At 32.1% G+C, this 17,314-nt stretch carries 13 protein-coding genes and 1 tRNA gene; 5 read left to right on the plus strand and 9 right to left on the minus strand.

Going from position 1 to position 17,314, the window contains the following annotated elements; translation table 11 throughout:
• Positions 1–646: 646 nt before the first annotated feature.
• The 8 genes from OS191_RS04215 to OS191_RS04255 form a co-directional block, all read right to left on the minus strand.
• Entirely contained in the window at positions 647–1,234 is a 588-nt protein-coding gene (locus tag OS191_RS04215) for a hypothetical protein (RefSeq protein ID WP_267154469.1), read from the minus strand.
• Between the two features lie 40 nt (positions 1,235–1,274).
• Positions 1,275–2,321, minus strand: a complete 1,047-nt coding sequence (locus tag OS191_RS04225; protein ID WP_323370045.1) for an AAA family ATPase — start codon at positions 2,319–2,321, stop codon at positions 1,275–1,277.
• Between the two features lie 118 nt (positions 2,322–2,439).
• Complete coding sequence (gene scpA / locus OS191_RS04230) at positions 2,440–4,596, minus strand: methylmalonyl-CoA mutase (protein WP_267154470.1); 2,157 nt, start codon at positions 4,594–4,596, stop codon at positions 2,440–2,442.
• Between the two features lie 23 nt (positions 4,597–4,619).
• Positions 4,620–5,315, minus strand: a complete 696-nt coding sequence (locus OS191_RS04235; RefSeq protein WP_267154471.1) for a hypothetical protein — start codon at positions 5,313–5,315, stop codon at positions 4,620–4,622.
• A complete protein-coding gene (locus OS191_RS04240; protein WP_267154472.1) occupies positions 5,312–6,664 on the minus strand; it encodes a methylmalonyl-CoA mutase subunit beta in 1,353 nt (450 codons plus the stop codon). The genes OS191_RS04235 and OS191_RS04240 overlap by 4 nt, the downstream gene beginning before the upstream one ends.
• Positions 6,654–6,983 (minus strand): FtsB family cell division protein, encoded by a 330-nt coding sequence (locus OS191_RS04245; RefSeq protein WP_267154473.1) that lies wholly within the window; start codon positions 6,981–6,983, stop codon positions 6,654–6,656. Before OS191_RS04245 ends, OS191_RS04240 begins: the two co-directional genes overlap by 11 nt.
• Positions 6,983–7,591, minus strand: coding sequence for a uridine kinase (gene udk / locus OS191_RS04250; protein WP_267154474.1), 609 nt, complete (start codon positions 7,589–7,591; stop codon positions 6,983–6,985). The genes OS191_RS04245 and udk overlap by 1 nt, the downstream gene beginning before the upstream one ends.
• 89 nt (positions 7,592–7,680) lie before the next feature.
• Complete coding sequence (locus tag OS191_RS04255; protein WP_267154475.1) at positions 7,681–8,787, minus strand: PQQ-dependent sugar dehydrogenase; 1,107 nt, start codon at positions 8,785–8,787, stop codon at positions 7,681–7,683.
• A 108-nt stretch (positions 8,788–8,895) separates the two neighbouring features.
• Between OS191_RS04255 and OS191_RS04260 the strand changes: the two genes are divergently transcribed.
• Positions 8,896–8,970 (plus strand) — tRNA-Pro (locus OS191_RS04260).
• Positions 8,971–9,208: 238 nt separating this feature from the next.
• Here the strand turns inward: OS191_RS04260 and OS191_RS04265 are convergent.
• The gene (locus tag OS191_RS04265; protein WP_267154476.1) at positions 9,209–9,784 is read right to left on the minus strand and encodes an RNA polymerase sigma factor; all 576 of its coding nucleotides are present in this window, start codon (positions 9,782–9,784) and stop codon (positions 9,209–9,211) included.
• A gap of 116 nt (positions 9,785–9,900) precedes the next feature.
• Here OS191_RS04265 and OS191_RS04270 point away from each other — a divergent pair, with 116 nt between their 5' ends.
• From OS191_RS04270 to OS191_RS04285, 4 genes are all read left to right on the plus strand, one after another.
• A complete protein-coding gene (locus OS191_RS04270; RefSeq protein ID WP_267154477.1) occupies positions 9,901–11,070 on the plus strand; it encodes a FecR family protein in 1,170 nt (389 codons plus the stop codon).
• 161 nt (positions 11,071–11,231) lie between these two features.
• Entirely contained in the window at positions 11,232–14,666 is a 3,435-nt protein-coding gene (locus OS191_RS04275) for a SusC/RagA family TonB-linked outer membrane protein (RefSeq protein ID WP_267154478.1), read from the plus strand.
• 11 nt (positions 14,667–14,677) lie between these two features.
• Positions 14,678–16,093, plus strand: a complete 1,416-nt coding sequence (locus tag OS191_RS04280; protein WP_267154479.1) for a RagB/SusD family nutrient uptake outer membrane protein — start codon at positions 14,678–14,680, stop codon at positions 16,091–16,093.
• A gap of 36 nt (positions 16,094–16,129) precedes the next feature.
• Positions 16,130–17,164 (plus strand): TlpA family protein disulfide reductase, encoded by a 1,035-nt coding sequence (locus OS191_RS04285; protein ID WP_267154480.1) that lies wholly within the window; start codon positions 16,130–16,132, stop codon positions 17,162–17,164.
• The last annotated feature ends 150 nt before the right edge of the window (positions 17,165–17,314 follow it).

Raw genomic sequence — 17,314 nt, forward strand, 5'->3', positions numbered from 1 at the left:
ACAGTAAAACCAACTCAGAATTTCTTAATAAAGGGTTAATTTGAAGGGAACTATTTGAAATGTCAGGAATATTGGTTATGTTCGCTTAGTTACCAAAAACAACCAATACCTTGGTTTATTTTGTTGATTATGAGAAACGCCTTTAAAAGACATATTCAGTTTTTTTTAACTTTACTTAAAGTTTATCATAGGACTTTTGGGTTTTTAAATTACGCACTTCAACCCTCAGTTCCAATTAGAAAATCTAAAATTATCTTTCCGAATTTTTAAGCACTCGCGAGTGTGCTTTAAACAATTCGATTGTCTTACTCCATCAATTAATAAATCTATGTGTTTAACACTTAGTATAAACTCGTAGGAGTAGGTTACACTAATAGAATTGACGTTTTATTTATAATTAATTATTAAATTTAAAACATATTATCATGGCTAAAGGTAGAAATTTAAAAGCGCCTAAAGTAGATCTTAAAGAAAGAAGACAAGAAAAAATAAAACAAAAATTAGAAGCAAAACAAACAAGAAAACGCAAATAATAGTTGTTCAATTCCGAAACATATTGGTTATATAGATTAAAGTCGGAATATTAGTTAAGTGAAACCCCTTGAAGAGCCATTTTCAAGGGGTTGTTTTTTTTGGATTATGTGCTTTATTTAGGAAGTTTAATCTTGTTTGTATTCTCGTACCTAAAGTCGTTAAAAGCTTTTAATTGAGTCGTAATTTTTTCTTTCCAGACAATCATTTGTTGTTCATTTCTGCCACTTTCGGTTTCGTTAACGAATTTGATTCTAATTTCAGAAAACTCAGCCATAATATCATTACTAATTTGATTCACAATATCAAAGCCTTTAGAAATTTCTTTCTTATGTTCTAAAACACGCTTTCTAAATTTCCTAGCTTGAATTTCAGAAAGGTCAAATTGCATTTGCTGAAAATCTATTTGCTTGTCTAAACTTCTAATTTTGGTAGTGTCAATCCAAGAAGCGTTCCCTAGGAAGACGTTATCAATTTTCTGATTTAGGTTTCGTTTCATGAAATCAAATCCCCCAATAGCATGAGAAATCATAAACTGACTATAAACATATTCGTTATTGCCGTCATTGATTTTAATTTTAAAATCGTCTATGGTTAATTTCGATTCAGAACTCCATCTTTTTTGTCCTTCTTGCAAACTTTGAGCAAAAGTGGAATGTAAGCTAAGAAAGCATAGTATAAATCCCAGAAATATTTTATTCATTTGTTAAATGCTAAGTAATTAGTATAAAGTAAGAAATAGGTTAAAACGAATTATGAGCTACGTAAATCCAAACCTCTGCACCAGATTCTGTGGTTTCCTGAACCCTTTTGTAGTTAGAAAGTCCAAATCTATCTATTTGCATAAGTTCTGCTCCTGTTATTTCAAGTACAAGCCCTTCAATAGTATTACTGCCTCCTCTTGATTTTGTGGCAATGGAAAGTTTATCTGTTTTATTTATTTTAATTACTGAAGTGTCCTTTATTTCTATATCGGTTAATATATAATCAGATAAGGTGTCTTCTTTACCTTTAATTTCTCTCCCAAAATGAGCTTGTTGTACCTGTTTAGATTTTAATGCGCCATAAGAAAAGAGTAAATGTTTTCTTTGTTTTTCAAATTCAATAACATGGGCTTTAATTTGTTGATAAGCTAAATCTTTGGCTTCAGCAAAGGAAATTCCATAGCTTCTTTTAATCTGGTTAATATTGTCTGGGAAACTGGATAAAACGCCATCGTAATAAATATCTAAAGCCTCTTTTGTTGGTAATAGATATTCTAGTCTTATCTGAAACCTTCTCAATAATGCCGTATCAATAATATCTAAATGATTGGTTGCACAAATGAGTAAGGACGTATCCGATAAATGATCAATTTGCTGAATTAAGGCATTAACCAATCTTTTTATTTCGCCAGAATCTTTATTATCATAATCTCTTAATTTACCTATAAAGTCAAATTCATCTATAAATAAAATAGCTTTATCGTTTGAGGCTGTTTTAAAAATATCTGAAAGGTTTTTTGCTGTTTCTCCTAATCTTGAAGATACGAAACTACCTAAATTTAAGGTAATTACCTTTTTGTTTAATGCCAGTCCAATAGCATGTGCTGTAGCCGTTTTTCCACAACCTGTATGACCATGAAGTAAAATTTTATTATCTACAGGAATATTAAGGGTATTTAAAGCTTCTATATAAGTAAATTCTTCAATCAGCTGATTTATTCTTCTTCTGTTTTCAATATCCAGATGGAGCTCATCAAGACTTAGAACCTTGTTTTTAGAATTTAAAGTGTTATTATGGTTTGCCATGGTTTTAAATCTTGTATAGAATGTAGCAAATTAAAAAGGGAGCTTGCATTTACATGAAAAGTATATTCGTAACATCCTAAGAAAGAAACAAAAGAATTAATTTAAATGTTTAAAATTGTTAGTCCATTAAAATTTCCAAAATCTGTATAGCGGCATCACTAATTCTAGTTCCAGGACCAAAAACAGCCATGGCTCCAGCATCGAATAAATATTGATAATCTTGTTTTGGAATCACGCCTCCAACAACGACCATAATATCTTCTCGACCATAGTTTTTAAGTTCTTCGATAACTTGTGGCACTAAGGTTTTATGTCCTGCAGCTAAGGAGGAAACGCCTAATACATGTACGTCGTTTTCTACAGCTTGTTTAGCAGCTTCTTGAGGGGTTTGGAAAAGAGGTCCAATATCCACGTCAAAACCTACGTCTGCATAACCTGTGGCAACCACTTTGGCACCTCGATCATGACCATCTTGGCCCATTTTAGCAATCATGATACGTGGTCTTCTACCATCTTGTTCTGCAAAAGCATCTGCCATTTGCTTGGCTTTGCTAAACGAACTATCGTTTTTTATTTCTTTACTATACACACCTGAAAAGGATTTAATTTGTGCCTTATATCGTCCGTATACAACTTCTAAAGCATCGCTTATTTCACCAAGGGTTGCTCTTTCTCGAGCAGCTTCAACAGCTAAAGCTAGTAAATTATTGTTCTCTTTCAAAAGAGAGTCTTTAGAATTTTTAGTCCAAATTCTGGCGGCCTCGGTTAAATTGGCTAAAGCTTTTTTTACTTTATCAGTATCTCGTTCTGCCTTTATCTTGTTTAAACGCTCTACCTGTTGAGTTCTAACCGTTTGATTATCTACTTCTAAAGTGGCAATTGGGTCTTCTTGGTCTAATCTGTACTTGTTAACACCAACAATAATATCTTCACCAGAATCTATTCTTGCTTGTTTTCTTGCAGCAGCTTCTTCAATGCGTAATTTTGGAATTCCAGCTTCAATAGCTTTGGTCATCCCACCAAGTTCTTCCACTTCTTCAATAAGTTTCCAAGCATTTTGAGCGATATCGTTTGTTAGTTTTTCAACATAAAAACTTCCAGCCCAAGGATCCACGGTTTTAGTGATTTTGGTTTCCTCTTGAAGGTAAATTTGGGTGTTTCTAGCTATTCTTGCAGAGAAATCTGTTGGTAACGCAATGGCTTCATCTAAAGCATTTGTGTGCAAAGATTGTGTGCCTCCAAAAGCAGCAGCAGCAGCTTCAATACAAGTTCTGGCTACATTATTAAAAGGATCTTGCTCTGTTAAACTCCAACCACTAGTTTGACAATGTGTTCTTAAAGCCAAAGATTTTTTGTTTTTTGGATGGAACTGTTTCACCATTTTTGCCCATAACATTCTGGCAGCTCTCATTTTGGCAATCTCCATAAAATGATTCATGCCAATAGCCCAAAAGAAAGATAATCTAGGAGCAAAGGTATCTATGTCCATGCCAGCATCTATGCCTTTTCTTATGTATTCTAATCCATCGGCTAAAGTGTATGCTAATTCAATATCTCCAGTTGCTCCAGCTTCCTGCATGTGGTATCCAGAGATACTGATACTATTGAATTTTGGCATATTTTTGCTAGTATATTCAAAAATATCTGAAATAATTTTCATGGATGGTGTTGGAGGGTAGATGTATGTATTTCTAACCATAAACTCCTTTAAAATATCATTTTGAATAGTACCTGCCAATTGTTCTGGCTTCACACCTTGTTCTTCGGCTGCCACAATATAAAAAGCCATAATTGGTAAAACAGCACCATTCATAGTCATAGAAACACTCATTTTATCTAGTGGAATCTGATCGAAAAGCACTTTCATATCTTCTACAGAATCTATAGCTACTCCTGCTTTTCCAACATCGCCAAATACGCGTACATGATCTGAATCGTAACCTCTATGTGTAGCCAAATCGAAAGCAACGGATAAACCTTTTTGTCCTGCCGCTAGATTTCTTCTGTAAAAGGAATTGCTTTCTTCAGCAGTAGAGAATCCAGCATATTGGCGAATAGTCCATGGCCTACGAACATACATCGTACTGTATGGCCCACGAAGATATGGAGAAATTCCAGCTACAAAATTTAAGTGTTCTAAATTACTTAAATCGTCTTTACTATAAGTGGATTTAACATCAATATTTTCGGCTGTATTAAATACAGAATTTACTAAAGACTTTTCAGTTTCTAAATCTGTTTTTAAAGTGATATGTTGAATGTTTTTTCTTGACATTTTAATGGTGTATCAATTCCCTATTATTTTTTGGCGTCTATTAAATTAACAGCATTAGGTAAGCCATTATTGTTTTTATTAGCATTATTGTTCTTTGGTTTTTCTGAAACTAATGCAGGATCGACATTGAATAAATTTGCATAATATAAATCGAAAGCCACATAAGCGGCCATATACCTGTCTTCATGAGCGTTTTTAACTAATTTAATAAGCGGAGCCCCAAAAATATCTGCTCTCATGCTGTTGGTAGATACTAAAGCGTTATAGGTAGCTTGTAGGTCTTTATTTTTAAAATTCTTAGAAAGACAATTTAAGAGATCTGATTGATAGTTGATACTATTATCTGTTTGCCATAAGTCTTTGTCATTTTTTAATGCTTCAAAAATCTCCATGGTATGAGGAGATACAATCTCTTGGAAATTTACCTTCCCATTTATGGCATCTCGTGTAAAAAATGAATAGCCTCTTCTAATATTTTTATTTTTTGGATCGTATTTGTCAGTAATATCATCTTCGAAAGAAAGCAGAGCTTCAAAATATAATTTGGTATCTAAATTATCGCAAACTAAAATGTTTTCTTGATCTGCATACTTATAATTATTAAATGATGCTGATTCATCTTGACAGTTAAAAAGAGTCAAGCATAAAACAATTATTGTAAGTTTTAATAGGTTTTTACTCATGGCAATATTATTTATTTTTTTAATTGAGGTTTTCATTCAGATTTTAGTCTGTTTTTTTCTAAAGTTTCGGCTAACCTTTTTTCAATTATTGGCTCGATAAGTGTTTTTCTAGGGTTGGTTTTAACAAAAGGATAAAGTTCCAAATCCTGTTTCATTTTATCGTTTGGATTAGGGTGTTTGTTTGTTCCTAAAAGAACTTCTTCACCTGTATTAAATTGTGTTTGTTCTTTTTCAGCACTTTCTTTTATTTTTCTTTGAATGGTGCCTTCTTTTAATTGTTTTAAAAAGCCACCATGAGCTTCGATATCTTTAAATAACTCTAGGGCCTTTTCTGCTAATTGCTGACTAAGACTTTCTATATAGTATGCACCATCTGAAGGATTATTTACTTTGTCGAAATAACTTTCATGTTTTAAAACCAAGAGTTGATTTCTGGAGATACGACTTCCAAATTCGTTGTCTTTATGATAAATAGCATCGTAAGCTAAATTATTTATGGTATTTGCGCCACCAAGTATAGAACTCATACATTCTGTGGTAGTACGAAGCAAATTGGTGTTATAGTCGTAAAGTGTTTTGTTACGTTTAGTTGGGACTACAAATATATGACACTCAGAAGTAATGTTATATTCTGAAGATAGCGTGTGCCATAAGGTTCTTAAGGCTCTTAATTTGGCAATTTCGAAAAAATAATTGGTGCCAACAGACACATTAAAGATTACTTGAAGAGAATCTTTTTGGCTTAAATGATTTAAATATTCATTTACATGAGCCAAAGCATATGCTAGTTGCTGAACCATATTTGCTCCAGCATTTTGGTATAATGCCACATCGACACTCATGGTAGATGTTTTATTAACTATAGCTTCAAATTCTTTATGGTCTTCTTGCAGCGTAGTAAACCAATTTCCGCTTCTTGAAAGGTTTCCAATAATATCTGTTAGAATAACAGTTCTTTCTTTTGAAGCAATTTCAAAGATTTTATTAACATAGGATGAAGCTATAAACTGAAGTTCAAAAAATAGCTGTGTTTTACTTGAGTCAATATCTTTTAAAAGAATTTCAATTGAAACATCTTCTGAAGGAATAATAAATTTTAAACTTTCTGCACCTCTATTTAATAGTTCTTTAGCGTGTGTATTTGATTTTTGAACATCGGCTACAAAGATGGTTTCACAAATATGCCATTGTGTAGCTTTTGATGAAGACATGTTTGGTATTGAAGAAAATTCGTCTGCATGATAAAAAGGTTTTACATGGATGCCTTCGTTTGTTTTCCATATAAGCGTATCGTTATAATCGGCTCCTTTAAGGTCTGCTTGAATTTTTTGTTTCCATTCTTTAGATGAAACATCGCTAAATTCTTCAAATAATTTATTGCTCATTTTTATCTTTTTTAGCTATACTATCTTGGTATTCAATAATAAATATTTCTTCATTTTCTTTCTTCATATAATATTTTTCACGAGCTAATTTCTCAACACCTTCTTCGGTACTCAGTTCTTTTATGGCTTTACGATCTTTAATAATTTCGTTTTTGTAAAAGTTTTTTTCGGCTTCAAGTTCATCAATATCTGAGTTTAATTCGTTGTGAATTAACCATGAATTGGCATCGAAAAAAAACATCCAAACAGCAAATACAACTAGGATTAAAACAAAAATGTTTTTAAAAGGTTTTAAGTATTTACTTGTTTTTTTAGCCATTATACTAAACGTTGATTGATAATAGTTTTAACAATATCTACAGCAACCGTATTGTATTTGTTGTTAGGAATAATAATGTCTGCATATTCCTTCATTGGTTCAATAAATTGTTGGTGCATAGGTTTTAATGTGTTTTGATATCTAGCCAATACTTCTTCAATATCTCTGCCACGTTCTGTGATGTCACGTTTTAGACGACGTACCAATCGTTCGTCACTATCTGCATGAACAAATATTTTAATGTCGAACATCTCTCTCAATTCTGGATTTGTTAGAATTAAAATCCCTTCAACAATCATCACTTTTCTTGGATGCGTTAAAATGGTGTCTCCAGTTCTGTTATGTTTAATAAAAGAATAAACAGGTTGGTGAATGTCGTTGCCTTTTTTTAATTCTTTTAAATGATTTTCAAGTAATTCGAAATCAATAGAACGAGGATGGTCGAAATTAATTTTAACTCTTTCGTCCAGACTCAAGTGAGAGGTGTCTTTATAATAGGAGTCTTGCGAAATTACACCAACCTCTCCTTCTGGTAACTGATTTAATATTTGGTTTACAACCGTTGTTTTTCCACAACCTGTTCCACCTGCAATTCCAATAATTAGCATGAATTTGATTTTTTATTTAAAGCACAAATTTAGGTATTTACATTGGAAATATGAGTGCTATTTTTGAAACTTACAAATCAATAGACTTATTACTTTTCAGGTAAAAGTTTAACAATGCCTAAATTCTCCACTCCTACATACATATAGCCATCTAGACCTTGTTCAATAGACCGAACTCTGCCAAGGCCTTCCAATAATTTTTCTTCACTTAGAACCTTATCCTCTTTTAAAATGCATCTACTAACATACTGAAATTTTAAAGATCCAACCAATAAGTTACCTTTCCATTCTGGATAGATATCGCTAGAAATAAATGCCATTCCACTTGGAGCAATAGATGGTACCCAATAATGTATAGGAGATTCCATACCTGGAAGCTCTGTATAATCTGTAATTTTTGTACCTACATAATTTACTCCATAAGATACTTTAGGCCATCCATAATTTTTACCAGAATTTATAATATTTATCTCATCACCTCCCTTAGGTCCATGCTCATGAGTCCAAATTTCTCCATTTTTTGGATGAATTTTCATACCTTGAGGATTTCTGTTACCATAAGTATAAATTGCCTTTTTTGCATTTGGTGTATTATAGAACGGATTGTCTTCAGGAATTCTTCCATCGTCATAAAGTCGATAGACTTTGCCGCCATCTTTTGTTAAATCTTGGGGATTTATATCTTTTTCACCTCTGTCCCCAATGGTAAAATACAAATAACCCTTATTATCAAATATAATTCTGGAACCAAAATGATAGCTTGTTGTGGTATTTGGTGATGCTTTATACAGTAATTCTTTATTAATTAATTGATTGTTTTCAATTTTTGCTCTCATAATAGCGGTATTGCAACCTTCTTTCTCACCTTCAGGAGAAGCGTATGAAATGTAAATCCAACCATTATCTTTATAATCAGGGTGAAGTTCAATATCCATTAACCCACCTTGACCTAATACTTCTATCTCAGGCAAACCTTCGATAAGTGTTTTTTTTCCATCTATAAAATGGATGAGTTCGCCTTTTTTTTCAGTAATCAACATGGAGTTATCTGGTAAAAATGCAAACCCCCAAGGAATATTTAAATCAGGAACAACAACTTGATAGGTTTCTTTAGAAGCTATCTTCTTTTTATCTTGTCCGCAAGATATTACACTAAATAAGCAAAAAATTAAGATGAAAGAGTAAGATGATTTCATGATATAGTAATTTAATCTATAAATTTAAAAATAAAAGTTGTTGGTTGTTAAAGAAAAGTCATATATTTGCACCTCGAAATTCACTATGTGAGTATTAGATAGCCAATTCGGGGTGTAGCGTAGCCCGGTTATCGCGCCGCGTTTGGGACGCGGAGGTCGCAGGTTCGAATCCTGCCACCCCGACTAATTAAGCCTAAAATCTGTAAGATTTTAGGCTTTTTTAGGCAAAAAGTCGTCGGAGTCAGCCGAACGTTAGTTTTGTCATAAAAAAAGCCGTCAACTGCGATAGCAGTTTAGGCTTGATTGAGCAACATCACTTAATCAGGATCAGCGAAGCTAATCCTGCCACCTCGACTAAAAAAAACCAATCATGAAAATGATTGGTTTTTTTTGTTTATTTTAAATTTTTCGTTGTAAAATATTAATTACCAAACAACAAAAATAAAATTCCATCTACTTTAGGACCTATTTTTATTCGTAAAATCGAAAAAGCTTTGGTTATATGTGCTTCAACAGTTTTAAGAGAAATATTTTTATGCTCAGCAATTTCAATATTTGTAAGACCACTTTCTTTACTTAATAAAAAGATTTCTCTGCATTTGGGTGGTAAATTCTGAATTTCCTTCTTTACAAGACCAATCAAATGTTCTACGGCACTTGAATCGTTATCCTCTATAATAGTTGTAAGTTCTTCAATATATTTTTTTTCTAATGGGAATACATTTTTTTGCTTTCTATACTGATCGATAAATTCGTTATAAACTAATTTATATAGAAAACTTTTTATAGAAAATTCAGATTTTAATTTACCTCTTTTCCTCCAAGTGCGTATAAAAACATTTTGTACAATATCTTCAGCTAAATCGTGGTCCCGTGTTAATCCATAAGCATACACACATAGTTTATGATGATAATTATCCACCAAATAAGTATAAGCTTTTGATTCTCCAGATTTTAGAGATTCAATAAGGTGCGTGTTATCTGAATACAGATTCATAATATGAGAAAATACCAATAAAAAAGGTTATTTGTTGTGCAAAGTATAAAAAAAGTGAATAAAAAAGTTAGGGTTGTTTAAAAAAGGTTCGTAATAGATGTAAATAATAGATTAAAATGATATCTCCAAATCAGGAAAAATTAATAATTAAATTTCTAACCAATCAGGCAACTGCCTTAGAGTTAGATTGTCTTGAAAAATGGCTTGAAGATTCTAATAATAAAGAGTTATTCAAAACATTTGTAAAAATAAATTACGCAGTGGAATATAATGTAAGACAATATGACTCAAATAAAGTGAAGACTGCGTTGTTGGATGTTATAAACCAAGATAAGAAGGTAATTAAGCTAAACAAATCCAAACAATTTTTAAAATATGCAGCTGCTGCAATTGTAGTAGGAATATTAGCAACAGGATATTTCTTTAAAGATACGTTTTATGATAATAAAGAAGAATTTCAATCTATACAAATAGCTAGTCCTATCGAGATAGGTTCTAATAAAGCCGTTCTTACTTTAGAAGATGGAAAAGAAGTTGCTCTTGAGAAAACAAAAGTCTACGAGACAAAAAATTTAAGTAGCGACGGAGAAACCTTAATTTATCAGGCTGCTGAAGAAAACCTCACAGAAATAACCTATAACTACTTAACCATTCCTAGGGGAGGACAGTTTTTTATCACTTTGTCTGATGGAACCAAAGTTTGGTTAAACTCCGAATCCAAAATAAAATACCCAGTTTCATTTCAAGAGAAAAAACCTCGTAATGTCGAGCTGGTTTATGGTGAAGCTTATTTTGATGTATCTCCAAGCGAAGTACACAATGGAGCTTCTTTTATAGTAAGTTCTAAAGGCCAAGAAATTGAAGTTCTTGGTACAGAATTTAACGTAAAAGCCTATCAAGATGAAACCATTACTTACACCACATTGGTAGAAGGTAAAATTGCTTTAGAGACAAATGATAATAAAGAAATACTAAAACCAAGTCAGCAAGCCATAATTGTTGAAGGTGAAAATGGCATTGATATTAAAACAGTTGAGGTTTATGGAGAAATCTCTTGGAAAGATGGCATTTTTAGTTTTAAAGGAAAATCCTTAAAACACTTGATGAAAGTTCTTTCCAGATGGTACGATGTAGAGGTAGTATTTGAAAATAAAGAGCTTGAAAATATGACTTTTAAAGGGGTATTAAGTAAGCAACAATCAATTGAAGAAATATTGTCTGCAATTAAAAGCGCAAGTGTTATTAATTCATTTGAAATTAAAGATAAAACAGTTTTTATAAAATAAAAAGGGAACAAAGATTAGACCGTCGAAAGCATAATACTTTATTCCCGAAAATTCATTACTAATCAATTAAATGTTTAACCAATTAAATAATATGCAAATTTATGGAAATTAACTTAAAGACAGTTTTTTTTAGCTTTAGAAAAAAACTATTAATCCAGATTATGAAATTGTTCGTTCTTTTATGCTGTTTTACAGCTTTTAGTTTTACTCCAGCAACAATTGTTTCGCAAAATGCTAGAGTAACAATTGATATGGATAAAACAGTAACAGTAGATGAAGTGTTTGATATTATAATGAATCAAACTGATTATAGATTTATCTACCAAGAAGGTCTGTTTAACAACTTGCCTAAAGTAGAGTTAAGAAAAGGAAGAATAAAAGCAAATAATTTGTTAAAAAGAAGTCTATCTTCTGGAACCTTCGATTTTGAATTTACTCAAAATAATACTATCGTTATTAAAAATCAGTCCTCAAAAGCGCAAGATAATTTGTTTCAAGATCGTGAAGTTAGTGGAATTGTAAAAGACGAAACTGGTATGCCCATGGCCGGAGTTACCATTGTGGTAGAAGGCACACAAAGAGGTGTTGTTACTAATTTTGATGGTGGATATACTATAGTTCTCGAAGGAAGTGAAAATATTTTGGTGTTTTCTTCTTTAGGCTATAAAACAGAGCGTATTAGTGTTGGAGAAGAGAATGAGATAAATATAATCATGAAAGAAGATTTAAGTCAATTAGAAGAAATTGTACTTATTGGTTATGGCGAACAAAAACGTGAAGACGTTAGTGGAGCTATATCTTCTATAGATCCAGGAAATGTAATACAGGCTGCTACAGGGTCTATTGGGTTTGATAAAGCTTTAGGTGGCTTAGTCAAAGGTGTTCAAGTTAGTCAAGCAAGTGGACGTCCTGGAGCACCTGCAAGACTTAATATTAGAGGTGTTACTTCACCACTTTCAGATATAGGAGGGTTAAATCAGCCTTTATATGTTATCGATGGAGTTCCTTTTAATATTGATGCTTTAGCCGGAGCCAATCCCTTATTAACAATTAATCCTAGCGATATTGAAAGTTTTGATATTTTAAAGGATGCTGCAGCGACTTCTATTTATGGATCTCGTGGTGCAAATGGTGTGATTATCATTCAAACGAAAAGAGGAAAGCGTAATCAAGAACCTAGCATTAATTTTTCTTATGCAACAACTATAGCAAAGCCTATAAATACAGTAGATGTTTTAGATGCTAGTCAATATCGTGAATTTTACGATTTGCTTATCCAAAATAGTGTGAATGCTATGAATGCTGGACAAATGGATCCGTTTTTCGCTTTCGATTTAGCAAATATTGGATATGTGGATATAGATTTTAGCACCTTTGAAGTTACCTACGATGGGTTAAGAGAGGATTACTTTGGTACTGCTAACACAGATTGGAATAATGAAGTATTTAGAGATATGGCTATTACCAACCAGGCTAATTTAAGTTATAATGGAGGAAGTAGTAAAACTAATTACTCTTTAAGCTTGTCTTTTATAGATCAAGAAGGGTTAACCATATACGATGAGTTAGCACAATATACCTTAGGAGTTTCTTTAGATACAGATATCAATAAATATATAACTGTTGGTGGTTCTGTTAATGTAGGTCATACAAAATCTAATTCAGGTGAAGATGATTTGTTTGGACAATATACTGTAAACTCATCTATTGCTCAAGCCAGACCAGATTTACCTGCTTATGATGAAAATGGTCAATTGTTTGGACAAGAAGTTTATACGTATGGTTTTCCAACTTACGAGCCTAACCCATTAATGCGTTTACAAAATAAAACAACTAATAAAGCATATAATTTTATTGGGAATGGTTATATTGAAGTAGAACCTATTAATAGACTAAAAATTAAGGCAGATGTTAATTCTGCAGTATTTTATACAGACAACAGTAGTTTTGTGCCAAAAATTACTCAAACCGATTTTGTGTTTTTTGAAAACGATTCCTTTTTAAGTGAGGCTACAGGTTTAGTAACCAATTTAACTACTAACTTAACAGCTAATTACGATTTTACACTATCTGATAATCACTTTAATGTGATGGTAGGAGCAGCTTGGGATCGTACAAAATTTGATAATAAAAGTCAGTTTTATACAGGATTTCCTAATGACGATGTGCTAACAAACGCATCATCTGCTGAAACTGTTTTAGGATATAGTCATACGCAATTAGAAACGGGATTAAACTCTTTATTCTCTCGTTTAACATACGATTATAAAGGTAGATATAATGCCACCTTTAATTTTAGAACAGATACCTCATCAAAGTTTGGTCCAGATAATAAACGAGCATATTTTCCATCGCTTTCTGCTGGTTGGAATATATCAAATGAACAGTTTATGAGTGATTCTAAAACTGTTGATGCCTTAAAATTTAGAGCAAGTATTGGACGTGTAGGTTCTACAAATGTATCAGATTACGCTTATATCCAATTTATTGAAACAAATTCTGGAGATAATTATTTAGGTAATACAGGTTTGGTTTTAGGTAATAATTTTCCTAATCCTAATGTAGGATGGGAAACAACCGAAGAGTTAAATTTAGGGTTAGATTTTGGTTTATTTAATTCTAGATTACGTGGAGGACTAGATGTGTATACCAGAAAAACCAATGGTGCTTTAGTAAAAGCTCCTATCCCATTAGAATTGGGTCCTAGCACATACTACTCTAACTTATTGGATGTAACAAACAAAGGGGTAGAAGTAAGTTTAGGAGGTGATATTATTAAAAACAAGAACTTTACTTGGACTGCAAATATTAACTGGGCTTTTAATAAAAATAAACTGGTGAGTCTTAACGGAGCCAATATTAACGATTATCAACTAGACTATTTTGTGGAAGGGCAACCAGTAGGAACGATTAAAGGCTATAAAGTGGTTAAAATTATCCAATCACAAGACGAGATAGATGCGCTTAACGCAAACTCTCCAACAGGTTTTTACGATCAATTCTCAACTGGAGCAGGAGATTACCTGTATGAAGATATTAATGGAGATGGACAAATTACACAAGAAGACAGAACCATTATTGGTGATATAGAACCAGATTTCTTTGGGGGTATTTCAAATACATTTGTATATAAAAACTTTAGTTTATCAGCTTTTTTCCAATTTTCGGTAGGGGCAGAATCTGTTTGGAACTCCATTCCATTAGGAACATTTAATAATTTGGGAGAAAACAAGTATAGTGAATACGCTTTAAATACTTGGACTCCAGAAAATCCAAATGCACAATATGCGAGAGCATTGTACTTTGATCCTTCAGCTAGTAGTAGAGTGTCCGACCGTTATTTATACGATACGTCTTATTTAAGACTAAAAAGCCTGCAACTTTCTTACAACTTAGATAAGAATTTAATGAATAAAATAGGAATAGATCACGCAACCTTAATGCTTACAGGATCTAATCTGGTAACCTGGACGAAATGGCCAGGAATAGACCCGGAAACTTTTTCTGAAAGAGGTGGGATAATAGATAGTGTTAGCAACGAGGATCCATATCCTTTAGCTAGATCATTCTCATTAGGTTTACAAGTTCAATTTTAAAAAATAAAAAAATGAAAACATTTAAAAACACATATAAAAGTCTAGTTTATTTATTTCTTTTAGCTATAGTTACAAGTTGTAGTATAGACGACGTAGAGCCTATCAATCAATTACCAGCTGAAGATGCTATTACAGACGAAACCTCTGCACAACAAGTTTTAAACAGTGTATACGATTTAGGAAGAGAATTCGATTTAGGAGGCTTCCCACTTTATCTGGCAGCTTACGGAAACGAAGGAATGATTACCGGATTCCTTTCTGGTAGCACAGGTTACAATACCAATCAAGTACCTGTAGAAAATATATTTTTAGCAAACCTTTATAACGGACATTACAAAATTATAAATCAGAGTAATTTTTTAATCCAAGAACTTGAGGCTGGTAAAGCAATAGGTATTTCAGATGAGCGTAAAACAGAAATGATTGCAGAAGCTAAATTTCAAAGAGCATTTTCACACTTTACTTTGCTACGTTATTTTGGTCAGTTTTACGATCTAAATTCAAGTCTTGGAATTGTTATAAAAGACCAATTCTCTTCAGAGCTTGTTGCATTACCTAGAAACACAGTTCAAGAAGTTTACAATCATATTATTGAAGATTTAGAATATGCAGAAGCTAATGGTCCTATTTTTATACCTCATTACTTTACAGGTAGCCTAGCAGCACGTGCGTTATTAGCTAAAGTATCTCTTTATATAGGCGACTATCCAAGAGCAGCTATATTAGCTGATCAGGTAATTAATAATGTTGAGGACTATGCTTTAGAAACAACTTACTCTTCAATTTTTTCAAATAGTTTTGATTCCTCAGAAGTTATTTTTGCACCATATTCTGGTCCAGAAAATGAAGGAGGTAGTACTATGAATCAGGTAAATAGAACTACTTATAGCGAAAACTTAAGAGCTTTATCAGATGCTCAAGTTGGAGTTGTAGGAGATGGTGACCTATCTGGCACAGGTGCAGGTTACGACCCAAGATTCAGTTTTGCTTATTCTCAAGTAACACAAGGAAATAACCAAAATGGAAAATACCCTTTTTTAGATAATGTATCTTCACAAGGAAATACACTTTATCATCTTCGTTTAGCCGAAATATTTTTAATCCACGCAGAAGCAGAAGCAAGACGTTCAGGTGGTGTTCTAACCGATGCTTTAGGTAGTTTGAATATAATTAGATTACGTGCAGGTGTAACTGCTAAAAATTTAGATCCTTTAACTATTTTAGAAGATATTCGTCAAGAAAAATTATTAGAATTGTTTTTTGAAAATGGCGAGTCTTGGTTCGATATGGTTCGATATGCAAAGTTGGGAGATATTGATATATCTACAGTAAAACCAACGGTAATTTCAGAAAACCAATATGTATTACCAATTCCTTCGCAGGTAAGAATAGGTAATAACAATGTGAGTCAAAATCCTGGTTATTAAATATATAACCAAGTATGAACTTTTAAAACAATATATATGAAACATATTAGTATAATAGCCATAATAGTATTACTTGTTGTCTCTTGTAAACAAGAACAATCACCAAAAGACTATTTAATTTTGGAAGGTAAAATTACCAATCCAATTGATAGTTTAAATTTACGCTTGTTTGATCCTATTGCTAACAGAACCATAATGGTTGATGTTGATGAACAAGGGAATTTTAATGATACTATTAAAATTGAAAAACCGGCTACATTCACGGCAGTTTATAAAAACATCTTTAGTATATTTTTAAAAAATAATATGGATGTTAAAACAGAATTTAATACCGAAGATTTTAATACTAGCCTTAAGTTTTCAGGAAATGGTGCAAACGAAAGTAATTTCTTAAAAATAAAATCGGCTAAAACAACTGATTTATTTGGTGAGAATTATAAAGACTATCTAAGTTTAGATAAAGCAGATTTCGATAAAAAAACCGATACCTATATTGAGTTTTTAAAAAATGATTTAAGAGCCAAAGCTACAGACTTAGATTCAACATTTGTATTAGATCAAAAATTAGGTTTAGATAAATTTAAAGAAGAAATAACCGCTCAACATAAAGAGCAACAAACCATAAACAAAACTTTAGGAAAAGGAAATCCTTCTCCTCAATTTGTAGATTATGTAAACTATAAAGGAGGAACAAACTCTTTATCAGATTATAAAGGGAGTTATGTTTATATAGACGTTTGGGCTACCTGGTGTGCGCCATGTAAATACGAAATTCCATTTTTAGAAAAAGTAGAAAAGCAATATCACGATAAAAATATCAAGTTTGTAAGTCTTTCTATCGACAGAATAGCTGACGAAAAGAAATGGAGAGCCATGATTAAAGATAAAAATATGAGCGGGATTCAATTGTTAGCAGATAACGACTTCGAATCGCAATTTGTTAAAGATTATTTTATCTATGGAATCCCGAGGTTTATCCTTATAGATCCTAATGGAAACATTGTTAATTACGATGCGCCTAGACCTTCAGAAGAAAAATTAATAGAGTTATTTAATTCTCTTAATATTTAATCCATTGTTTTAGTTTATTTATTAGATTAGAGAGCATCTGCTCTCTGGTCTGATAATGTTTAAAACGTATAAGTATTATTAAGAATTGTCATTTTATTAATGTCACTTCGTTTTTAAAAATCATTCCTAAATCATTCATTTTCAAGAGTT

Source organism: Xanthomarina sp. F2636L (genome assembly GCF_026410195.1).
Classification (GTDB): domain Bacteria; phylum Bacteroidota; class Bacteroidia; order Flavobacteriales; family Flavobacteriaceae; genus Xanthomarina.